The organism is Blautia hominis (assembly GCA_002270465.1).
Lineage (GTDB): Bacteria > Bacillota > Clostridia > Lachnospirales > Lachnospiraceae > Blautia > Blautia hominis.
This window is the reverse complement of record NQOF01000004.1, coordinates 90,801-103,885: the sequence shown is the minus strand read 5'-3', so window position 1 is coordinate 103,885 and position 13,085 is coordinate 90,801. Positions and strand designations below refer to the sequence as shown.

General features: G+C 40.8%; 3 protein-coding genes. All 3 read right to left on the bottom strand.

Going from position 1 to position 13,085, the window contains the following annotated elements; genetic code table 11:
* Positions 1 to 54: 54 nt before the first annotated feature.
* Positions 55 to 462: a hypothetical protein gene (locus CI595_RS14840; protein ID WP_095174419.1), complete on the bottom strand. Its 408-nt coding sequence runs from the start codon at positions 460 to 462 to the stop codon at positions 55 to 57.
* Positions 463 to 474: 12 nt separating this feature from the next.
* A complete protein-coding gene (locus tag CI595_RS14835; RefSeq protein WP_147737728.1) occupies positions 475 to 1,134 on the bottom strand; it encodes a hypothetical protein in 660 nt (219 codons plus the stop codon).
* 80 nt (positions 1,135 to 1,214) lie between these two features.
* On the bottom strand, positions 1,215 to 12,956 hold the full coding sequence (locus CI595_RS14830; RefSeq protein ID WP_095174417.1) for a prepilin-type N-terminal cleavage/methylation domain-containing protein: 11,742 nt from the start codon (positions 12,954 to 12,956) through the stop codon (positions 1,215 to 1,217).
* Positions 12,957 to 13,085: the final 129 nt, after the last annotated feature.

Genomic DNA, 13,085 nt, shown 5'->3' with positions numbered 1-13,085 from the left:
TACACTCCCGGATTCTCCTGCTATGCAGATCGCGATTCAGGTTTCAATTTCATATTAATTTTTTTCTTTATTATCGAGATCAGCTACATAGAATGAAAAAATTTTAAGTCTTGTATCATACATATCATAATAATACTTTACACCTGTATCTATTAAGTAATGCTTAAGTTTTATTTCCTTTGCACCATTTTTAGTATTCGTTTTCTTTGTATCAATAGTATAAAAAATATCCATACCAGCAGTTTTCCATGTATTGTTTTTTAAATAAACCTTTTCATTAAACAATTCTGACTTATCTATTACTGTTTGTGTAGAATTAAGCATATGCACAGAAACTGATACCACCTTTGAAAACATAAGCATCATCATAACCACTACTAAAAAACCAACTAATGTTTCGATCATAGTGGAACCCTCTATCCAATTAACTTTGTTCTTTAATTTCAGTAATATTTTTCTCATCCAAAATCTCCCTTATTCACGCTCACTTAAGTCCCAATTCCATAGATCATCCACTTTAATTGTATTATTATCAGGATTAATATCTGCATTGTCCTCTCCCTCTAAGAACTGATACTCCTCCACATTATCTGGTTCGGTTATAGTAAGTTCATAACGTGATACGATGGTATTCTTGATCTTCCCTTTTCCACAGGTCACGGACACTACGAGCTGGGTATCATTATAATCCACCGTCTCCACCTCCCCTTCCCAATAAATTAATATTGATATATTATCCATAAGCTCTTTTAACCCTGGCTCTGTATCTTCTTCAACGGAAGCATTAAAATATCTATAGGCATATTCTGATGTATGTCCTCTTTCTTCACTATTATAGTGCGGCCAGCTTTCCTTACAAGTATTATAACGCAGGTAAAACCATAATGGATACTTCTCTGACGCCCCGGCTTCATAAGCCGCAGTTGGCGGAATGGTGATCTCATACTCCAGACTCCGGCTCAACGACTGCGCCATCTCCCTGCACTGCTCTGTGTCTTGCTGTCTTCTGGCCGTTGAATACAAAGAATAAGATACCAGCAAAAGTGCAAGGCTGAGCATCATAATAACTGCCATGATAGCAATGGCAACTAAAAGTGCTGATCCTTTCTTTTCGTTTAATACCCTCTTCTTCATATACAAATCCCTTTCTTTTTGAGGCCGGAAAATTGGATTTTCCGGCCTATACTTCTTTTTAACATGCATATAGTATAGTGTTATGAATCCACAGTCTGATACCCTTCCTTAGGTATGGGCAGCACACTTATATCCTCATCATTTACAAATTCAAACTCCTGATTATCTAACTGTACTTTTAGCGATTTTTCTGGAAGAGTTACGGTAAACTCCATTCCATTCTTAACTGTACGGCATTCAAAATAAATATCTGCTGATAAGGCGTAGGCTCCCTCCCCGGAGTCCAACAGTGATACAGGTGCTATATTTATTATCTGATTCTGAGAAAGCAAAACCTCTTTATTCTCCTCATCTCTTAAATACCATACACCGTCATTTCCTTTATATACTTCCAGCCAGGCACCGGATACAGTCTGTATCCGGTACCCTGTTATTTTAGTATCCGTGTACTGATCAAACTCCCACTGTATTTTCCGCCCTTCTGCTTCCAGCTCTGTAACAGCCCCTGAAAAGTCTGTAACAATAGCCTTAATTGACACGGCTGACTCATTTGTCCTGACTTCTTCTGCCCGCTGCAGTTTCGGTATCTGCTGAGCATCCGTCCAATCTGACCATTTACTGATTCCCCCGCCGTCTCCATAGATGTAAGCAGCACGCAGAGAAATATAATATACCGTTCCGTTCGTAGGCGCAAACTTTGAATATATCTCATCCTCCAATGTCAGGAGTGTTCTCACATTTGGTCGTATACCTACTCCGTATGAGCTTAAATATCTTATATCCGCTGTATTACCCTGTGAGTCAGTTACCTCAACCTGATATACCAACCAATCCTCTGAATCAGCAGCGAATTGATATGCAACTCCAGAATAGCCGGATGCGGACAACTCGCCTGTAACCCGAGGCCCTTCACCGTAGTCTTGAAGTGAGCATATATTTCTCTCCCAGAAAGACTCATCCATCTTAAATTGATACCAATTAGATATATTAGAACTTTCATATCTTTCTATATTTTCGTCCAACACTACTGACTGAACAGAAACCTGGGCCGTAAACCTGTTAGCATCATCAGTATATTCAAGTACTTTTTCCACATCGGGTAGAATCAGCCTGAAATAAGATGCATTTCCTTCTGAACCTGTTTCCCATTTAAGAATTGTACTGCTTCTGAATATATTGCCTGAACTGTCAGCATCCTGAATTGCTGTTTCCGTTAATGGCAGCTCTACAGCTTCCCCTCCTTCCTCGATTGTTCCAACATAATCTGCCGTTATATCCTGCTTACAAATATGTCCATCATCCTGCATGATTTCAGATCCGAAATCGTTTGAAGAAGAATTACAATAAATATCAAGCTTTCCGTCCTCAGCTGCTTCAAGATAAATCCAATCCGTATCGTATTTGAGATATTCTGTATTTGGATCTATATCCGTTCCTGAAGCTGTATGTACTCTCTGTATTCGGTAACCGTCACCATACTTCTGCGGAGAAAATCTCAGCTCTGTCTGCTCCGCTGGGATATCATTCGGATCATGTTGCTCAAAGCTCCATTCCTCTTCCTCAGCATCATAATATACAAAAGCGGTTTCTTCAGATAGAACAGGCTCCTCTGTCTGTAAACGGGGAATCCGAATCCATTTATAATTAACCGTCCCTTCTGCCGTCTCGTCCTCATCTGTCCACCATGAGCTGATATTACTGTCAGATACACTTCTCATAACAATTTTCAGCCATTTACCTCCATATGCTGTACTCATACCTTTTAATTGATAGGACGCACTGTTAAAGTTACCATCCATTGTTATTTCGTCGCTTTTGCTGATCAATGTCTCAATTGCGCCTGAATTCCAGTATGAATCCGTTTGGTCATCTGTTGGTGCATCCCCAGGACTTCTTCTGTCTGACTCTTCTTCCTGACGATTCTCGTAAACTGCTACCGCTATTTCATATTTACCTTGATAGTAATTATCGTCCGTATCTTCCATAATAAGAGTTATTCCATTTTCCTTGAAATCCTCTTGCGTTACATAGGTATCCGTTCGACCTTCTTCATGATACGCATACTCGGGTCTTCCTATAAGACTTGCCATATCCGGTACGATCAAACGGTCCGGAAGTGTAATTTCCCTGGCAACACCCTGCTGTCCGTCACGATACATTTCAGCATCGTCCCCAGACAATGCACGAACAGATATACTAATTTCCTCATTTCTTTCGTAATCATTTAAATCAAGTAGTTTCTTGATACTACCAGCACCTTTTTCAACATCCAAAACAGGAAACGTCCAGATTTCCGTCAGATTCTTATTCAGTGTTTTCTCGTCCATGTTCCAGGTCAGTAACATACTCTTTTCTACATCTGCTCCGTTGATATTTTCAGTCCACGTATACATCCTGCTGTCCTGCGCAACATCCACTATTTTTACATCTTCCTTACACTCATAAAGCTTCTCTGCCTTATTAAGAGCTTCTTTACATTCCTCCACAGATTCAAATACCAATGCCGCACCTGCATCTGAAGGCCTGACAATAATTTCATAAGACGCCGCTTCTTCCCGTTCCTGTTCAGAAGGCACTGTGCTCCACAGCACATCATAAATCAATGAATTTTTCTGTGTTCCACCCACCCCTTTGTGAAGTGAGACAACCGGTCTGGAAATTTGGCTGAATCTCAGCTTTATAGGATACAGAACCGACGAAGATACCGGAAACTTTTCTGTCTTTTTGTCAATGAGCGTTCCAACTCTAAGTATGGAAATAGAAACCCTCGGATAGTTCCAGACTTCCTCTGTGTCCTCAAATGTATATGTCCAGTACCCTTGCTCATCGGTTTGATAGCTTCCCTTTACATTTTTATCTACTGTTACAGTATCCAGAAGGACATTCACACCGTCAGATGTAATACCTGACAATGCAGCCTCGTATACAGCATCTTCCTCTGCAAACCCTCTATCCCAGATAAAAGTGTATTCCTTACCATTTTCACTGAGTGGATTACTTTCCTCTATGGATGGAACCGGCTGAATCTTCTTTACATAACTTCCTGAGGATACCTTTCCCTCAGACACTCTATACACCTTTTCATCTATCTGCATACTGTAAGTAGATGTGTTAGCCAGCACCGCGCTATAGATGATATCATAGGTTTCATTTGCATTTAAACGAAGAACATATCCGGATGAAAGACCATCCTTTGTAAACACGGCTTGTTCTAATCTTTCACTATCAACCAGCTGCTCACTGCCATCCATATAAGATATCAATTCCGTCTGTGTAATACCGCTCTTTACCGGATGACCATACCAGCAGATAAACGCCTGGTTCTGCCATGGATAGGTTCTCACTGTAATATTTCCGTAATTCAACAAATCCGATGGAAGATCATTCAGATTACTGGTCATAGTCCCACCCAACTGCGTCACATGGGAATTTCCATAAGCCACAGACACATCACAGGTCTTGACATGCTCACCATCAGCATTTTTAAATTGATAATCGCTGATCACCAGTTCAGAATTCATATACAGTTCAGTCTGTTTGCCATCTGCACTGTCCATGGTCACTTGATTATACAGATTGCCTGGACGATCTCCATAGAAGTCGTTAAATTTTGTCACCACATAATCGTTTCCATTCATCTGTTCACCGCCATATAAAGCAGACTGAACAGTTACTCTAATGGATTCTGCATACTTATCATTTTTCTTTGCATAAGTGGTAATTAACTGGTTTTCATTGTGGTTGAACGTAAAACCGGCTGATCTTCCGTCGCTGGTTTTTATCTCATGTTCTTTACCATTGATATTTACTATAACTGTGGTGTCCTTATCTCCCTTGTAATCGTCCTTATTCTCCAATACTGCCACATAGTTATACGTGCCTGTTTTCTCTTCCTTATCATAGGCTTCCAGTTCCAAATGAACCTTTGGTGCGGCTTGAGGCTGCTGTACAACACCTTCTGCTTTTACCCAAGCAGATGTATAATCCTGCAATCTTTCTTTCTCAGGCCCGTAAACAAGTGAATCATAATCCCCAGGTACATACTGTCCACTGACAGATCTGACAAATACTTCAATGGACGCATTATACCAGTTATCAGGTATATTCATTGAGTAGGTCTGGATTCCATAAGATACGGTAATCGGTTCTGTAAAGTATTCCTCCACTACACCATCAGTTCTGGTAACTCTGTATACAATCTGGTCAGCATAATAATCTCTTCCTTTATGAATCCAGCTAAATTTCAGAACGCCCTCCGCATTACTGATATTTACATTGTTCTGTATTCCATCAGGTGTTTCTTTTCCTTTCGTATAATATTCTTTTACCTTTTCATCCACTTCTGCGTATACTTTATACCTGTTCCCCGTTGTTGTCTGAGAAAAATCGTTAAATCCGGATGTGGGATCATATTGAAGTCCGGAAATTTTAAAATGTGAAGAACCAATAGCTTCTGAACCCTGAATAACATATAAACCATCTGCCTTACCAGAAACAGCTTTATGTCCGTATGGAGAATCCGTATCGGATGGTGTATCCATTTCCGGTTCTTTCCATTTCGTACAGGCACTGATACCGCTGATGCTTCCTGTATAATAGGCTGCTGCTTCCAGTTCAGCTCTTCTGTCTTCCAGTTCGTTCTGTACCATCTTCTGTTTTATCAGTAACTCATCATATACCTTTTGTGCATCTTCATACACTCCTTTCTCAGGGCATGCATTGGCTATATCAATATACCAAAGACAGGCATATTCTCTTACAACCCCTTGGCCCTCTGTTACACTTGATATATTAATTTCAATAGACAAAATACTTTTATCTCTATCCAGATATGCTGTCAAATCCTCTTCTAATGCGGCTTTATAAAAACAGCCCTGTGATATTATCTCCTTAGGTTCTGTCGAAGTATCATCTGCATAATGGAAAGTCACTGTATATTTATAAGTACGAATGTTACTATTGTCATTGTTGGCATTTCCAGCCCACAGAATTTTCAGCCCGTCTACCGCTTTCCCTCCCTCGGGCGCTGTAAGGATAATCTGGAATCCTTGTTCTTTTTCTGTCGTCTTCAGAATGCCGCGATTCCATTTTGACTGTTCCAATGATAAATTTTTAAATATGTTATTTATATCTGTGTCTACCGACACCTTACCCTTAGGGCCATATGAAATTTCCCAGTCTGTCTGGTATCTCACCTTTTCATAGGCCTCTTTTGCATCATCGAGTTTTTTCTGATTTTCAACTACATCATTATCTATAGCCTCTTTTTCGGTTTTTGCCGCCTGATAATTTCTTTCTGCTTCATATACAGCATCTGATGTAGAAATATTGTTATCCACTTCCGCAGACGCACTGACCGCATAAATACAAACATTAGTGTTATCTGCTCCGTTTTTATCACTGTCTTCAAATTTTCCGGAAGAAGAGAATTTACCGCTTCGGACTGATACCACCTCCAGTCTGATATCAGATATATCCATATCTCCGCTTAAATCGGTACTCCAATAGGACTTACTGTAAGAGTCTGTTCCATATGAGGTAAAGATGTAAGCCTGATTCGGATCATCTGACCAAGTCCCCTCAGCTGTCAGGAATCTGGCGCTGCTGTTGCATGACACGGTAAACCGATATTTTCTAACCACACCTGCCTCACCGTTATTAGCCCAGAAAACGCCAAAGTTAGTGAGTGCTGGCGAATTTTTAAAATAAAACGCCGCATATTTCTGCTCGCTGGCGGTATTAAAGGCAAATCTGCTCTCATCCAGACTATACAGATTTTCCACCGGATTACCAGTATTTATTGTTCCGCTGTGGTCTACATTTGACAAATACACGCCATCATATTGTGGTGGTTCCGGAATTTCACCGCTCCCCAGATAGTAAGAGTCAAGGATTGTTCCGCCTTCTTTATTGGTAAGATTCTTTTTATTGGTGATACTTATACAATCCTGCATAACCTTATAGTTTGCAGATACGATTCCAGCAAAAGCATCCGATTTAGAGTTACCATAATTACGACAGCGGTAAAAGTAAGCCTCCTCCTTATTTCCACTGGCTGATATCCCGCCTATTGTCCCGCCGGAAATACAGCCTACATTCACACAATCTGTATAGATTACTTTCAGGTCACTATCATTTCCGCTATCTGCGATCCCCGTAATACCGCCTGCACTGCTGCTTCCTGCATCAATATTTCCATAGTTACCGCAATTGTCAAAGACTGCGGAAGTACCTCTATCTGTCCTATAGAAAGAGGCAACCAGACCCGCGCTGCCATTAGAGCCCTTAATTGTCCCATGATTGGTGGAATTTATAAACGTAGCTCCTTTGTATTTAAGCCTGGCGATCAGGCCACCGCTGAGCATACCATTTACAGAACCATAGTTATGAGCATACTCAATCCTCATAGCATTATTTTCTTTATTCTCCATACGCCCGATCATTCCGCCTGCAGTAACATTAGAGGCCGTAGATGTTGCTGATACTCCTGCATAATTACTCACGTAACGGATATCCTGACCGGATGCACTATACCCTATAATACCACCGGTTCCAGCATCATTGGAATAATACCTAGATATTACAGACCATTTTCGGCCAGTAGAGAGAATATTATCTGCTTCCCCACCAACAACCGCACCTTCCGCCTGATATCCAACAATACCGCCCGTATGGCCGGCATAGTTTTCAATTGTAACACTGGCTGTAGAATTAGTATAATTATCACTGTCCAGCACGGTTCCCAGATTCCACCCTGCAAGCCCGCCGACGTATCCCATAGCCGCGTTCCCATTGGTGTTTCCCGTTTTAATAACGGTTGTCTTCTGTATACCAACAAAGGATCGCATAATAGATGCTGAACTGTTGTTTTTTCCCGCAATGCCTCCAAGATTTACAATATTATCTGCAGAACCATTAGTAAGGAGGCTGCCCTCATAGCTGCAGTCTGATATACTGCTGTTATTGACTCCTGCAATTCCTCCATAGCCGGTATCTGCACCACCCATATCACCGGTTATATTACCATATACGGTGCATGTTGAGATTACACTGTTATTGATCCCCGCAATACCCCCCATATTCGCATAGGTGGCATTATTTCCGGCAAATCCCATCTCAACATTATTGATCACTGCATTTGCTATACTGTTCTTATTATTACCTGCAATACCTCCTACATTACTGCCGGAAACATATGTATAGGCTTTGCTGTTTTCAACAGCCACAATATCAGACGTCCATTCCAGGGTTCCATTGTTAAATCCCACTACAATTCCTATATTTCCTGCTGAACTGTCAGGTGCATTCGCAACTGTAATATCTCTTACCTCAACATTCTGAATGATACCGTGGTTTACACCGGCAATACCACCTGCGTTTTTCTGGCCTTCAAAATTAATCCCTGCGCTGACAGTACTATCCCCAATATAACCTGCATTGCTGCCCGCAATACCACCACAGTCACCATTGGCTGCTGTTACTTCCCCTCGATCATCACATTTTTTAATAATACCGTCCTGCTCATTTACAGATACAATTCCCCCTGCATCTCCCGCTTTTGTAGCGAGAATATATCCCTCATTGTGGCAGCTTAGTACAGAGGATGACGATTCTCCTGCTATTCCCCCGGCTGCACCATTTACTGCTGTAACGGATGATGCGTTCTTTAGATTCACCAGTTCATTAACACTGTTGCTGCCAACGATACCACCTACAGTCTCATCACCGCTTACACTCCCAGTAAAGGTAAATTTGGATTTTCCTGCACTTGTAAGAATCTGACCGCTGTTAGCTCCAATAAGTCCCCCTGTATACCTTCCCAACGACCCTATAAATGCATAAGCATTCATAAAAACGTCTATAGATCCCTTATCAATCTCTACCTGTAAATCCAATACTCCGTAATTATATCCCGCTACACCCCCTGCATAATTTCCATATGCATTAATGGTTCCATTGAATAAATAGGGTTCTTTAATCACACCATAATTTTCAGCTGCAATACCACCTACATATGTATTACCAGTTATTGTTTTTCCCTCTGTAAAATTACAATTCTGAATTAAACCGTCACTTTTATTTAATCCCGCAATACCGCCTACAAAACTTTTATCTGAACTTCCAATACTGGATACATAACAGTCCTCAATAGTGCCGTCATTAATTTCACAGATTCCACCAAGATAAGTTCCATCCGTAGTAACATCACCCACATCCAAATTTCTGCAGTTTATAACCTGTACGTTTTTCCCCACCTTGCCAATGATTCCACCTGCATAAGAATAGTCCGCATCCGGTCGATCCTCATTTTCATCAGGATTCTGTATTGTTTTCCTTGCCTCCACAGGTGTCTTGTTGATTACTCCGCTGATGGTAAGACATGTGTCTTCCGCATTATATCCCACAACGCCCCCCACATAAACATCTGCGGCAAGGCTACCGAAACGAATTTGCTGAATTGTCTCTTCCTCTGTACCGATAATTGTTAATCTGGCATCTGTCGGCTCTGTTTTTATATCACCAAAACTATCTACAAATTCTTCCAGGCTTTTATTCTCTGCCAAATCAAGGATCGTGTCTACCACATAATCTACATACTGTATCCCTTGTTCCAGACTTCCTCCAATAATCAAGTTATACCCGATAAATCCTCCTGCAAAGGCATCCGCGTCTACATTCCCCAGGAAATTATCAGAGTTGAATTCCGTATAGATATCTTCATCAGACACTATGATATTACCGCCAATTGTACCACTCACACAATATTTTCCCGTAATCTCATTTGGATTTGATTCTATTATTTGCCCTGCAAGAAGAGATTTTGATACATTTATCCCTGCAAATCCTCCTACAAATGTACCGGTTCCTTTAATATGTCCTCCAGTAAGAGCATAATTATTAACTTCTGCATCTACATCATTATAACCTACGATTCCGCCCACATAGTTTTTTCCAGTGATATAACAGACTAGTGAAATCCTGTCATCACTGCTGATCAGCCCTGATAACGTATTAGTATCTGCAGTGATAACTCCATTATTGTAACCTGAAATCCCCCCTGCATAATCTCCTTTAAGGCTGCTGGCATCTGTTATATCCTGCGCAGTTTCATCGGCCACAACTTCGCTTGTGCAATTTTCCACAATGCCTGTATTGAGGCCCGTGATACCGCCCACATAGTTTTTTCTGGCTGCAACAATACCTCTATTGATCCAGTTACTGACTATCTTTGACTCATCTCTTTTAAAAGAAGGCTCGGGAACTTTCTCTGCATCCTCTAGGTCATCCGGATTCAAAACTCCCGTATTGGCACCGCAAATCCCCCCAACATAAGAATCACCGATAACATTTGTTTCATTTATCCCTTTATTTCCATCAAGTGCTATGGTAGAACTTTCATTATACCCTACAATACCGCCTACATACTGATATCCAAAGATATATCCTTCCTGATTTTTTTCCTTTTCTGTATTACAGTCAATAATCAGACTGTCTCTGTTATATCCCACAATTCCGCCTACATAAACACCATTTAGTTCTTTAGTCAGCTTCTCTTTATTTTCTTCTTTAAACAGGTCTTCGTCATCATCGATTATGTACTGCGGAGAACTTTTGCATTCTTTAATCTGTAGGCTGTCCTCATGAGATGTATTATTATTACACAGTCCTATAATACCGCCTATGTATTTTGCAGAAGCTGCATCTGTACCTTTTTCGGGATTAAAGGGCTCCGCCTGTACCACACCATAATTTTCACATTTCTCTACTATGACTTTTCTGGTGCCAGTTACAGAAATTTGTCCGATTATGCCTCCCACATACCTTTTACCAGTCACTTCAGCTCTATTTACCAGATTCTTGTATTCTGCTTTTGCCTTAAGGGTCTCAGCTCCGGTAATACCTCCTACATCTGACTTTCCTACAATCGTACTTGGATTGTTTTCTGCATCAGAATTATTAACTGTAAGCTGATCAAGAACACCGTCATTTTCTCCGCAAAAAGCTCCTACAGAATTTGTCCCTTTGACTTCAATCTGATCCAGCGAAACATTTTTCATTTTACCGTTATTGGTAACAAACAAGCCTGTGGGACCATTATCTTTATTTTTAATCTTACCCAATACCGTCTCAGTCCCATAGACTGCTGATTTGCTGTTCGCCTTCTCCTCTATTGTAAGACCACTCACGGTATACGCCTTATCCCCGCGGCTCTCTAGTACAGAATTACTGTTCAGACGGCAGATGGATGGAAACGCCGTTTTTTTATCCTGTAACGCCTTCACCGCTGCCGTATCAGACGTGACATTTTCAGTCCTATATGTATTATCCGTATCATATAGACTTCCACCCGTAATAAACTGTTTCCAGTTTATATTCTGCGTTAATTCATATACATTATAAATCACTTCCGGCTTTGCCTCTTTTGCCAGTAAATCCTCACGGTACCGGATATTATACAAGTGTCTTGCATTTGAAACGGCATATGTATATGTCAGACTATTGTCATTATTATCTACTGATTTGTATGAATAAAAATATGTATTCGTGCTGTTGCTCTGTTTCCTTGCAGTAGGCTTATAGTATGTCCCTAATCCCTTTACTGTACAATAAATATCCTCGGTATCTACCCCGAACCTTTTAAAGCTGTATGTATCTCTAAATATTTCATACACATCAGAAGAGGACTTTAATTCATCCGCTGTGATTAAATCCATTGCTCCGTTATAATATGTAGTGGTTGCACTTAAGTCAGCCGCATCAAGAACCATTCTGACGGTCTCATTTTCTTCCATCCACACAAGAAATGGGTACTCTCTTGTATCCAGTTGTTTGCCATCATTTCCATATCGGGTCACCTTACAGATGATTGGTTTTAAATTTACTGACTCCTTATTTAAAAGCTTTGTTCCATCCAGCTGAATAACAAGCTTTTTGTTTTTTGTCTCTTTGTCACATACTCCTATCTCGTAAGTCATGGCATTAATAGATTCTTTAACTTTATTAATACGGAATGACAGATTCAGGGTATCCTCATTATTCAGTTTTACATCTGTAATAGATGGTTTTTGTACCTTGGTGGTAGTGGCTTTTGAGAGCGTATCCACACCAAAATATCCCACCATCCGTTTTTTACGCACACTGGTAGTACGGTCGGATATATCCACCAAACCGCTGTCGCTGCTGTTGCTCAGATCATACTCAAATGTCCTGTTTTTATTGCTATATAGTACAGCAAAAACCTGCCCGTCATCCGGAGTAAATTCTACACAGACTGACGCATTGAGAATGGAGGGATCATACAGATATGGAAGAAGCAAGTCGTACAAAGCTTCTATCTCTTTATCTATTTTCTGCCTTTCTCCATTTTGATATTCCTGATATATTTTATAGGTATCCGCGTCCCCCATCAGATAACACACATCGTCCCGATACCTGTCCTTATCTGTTTTTTCTTTGCTTTCAGGCCATACCTTATCCAAATCATATTTATCTCCATCCGTATCCCGGAGGCTTTCAACATCTACAACTTTAACATGATTCCCATCTTCTGATACTGCTTCCTGCAGTTCCCCCAACTGCCCATTGGCACTATACTCATTCAAATGATTCTGCGCCGCACTAAACAAAGTCTTCGCATACTCATTCTGCTCCTTAAACTGCGACCACCGGATCCACGTCATCACGCCAAACACTGCCCCTCCAGCCAGTATCAGCACAATACAAATGACCACAATAAGTTCAACCAGCGTATATCCACCCTGGTTTCTGTTCCTGTCTTTTCTATTTTTGTCAATCTTCCTGTACAATACCCCTTTTTCCATATGATCCACTCATTCCTTATTCAAGCCCACATCTGGTATCCCTGCAGAAAAGGTTGTCAATACAAATACACACACTGCTTCTGCCAGTCAACTACCGGACTGCCCGCACCGGCTGCCGGCCGGACATGG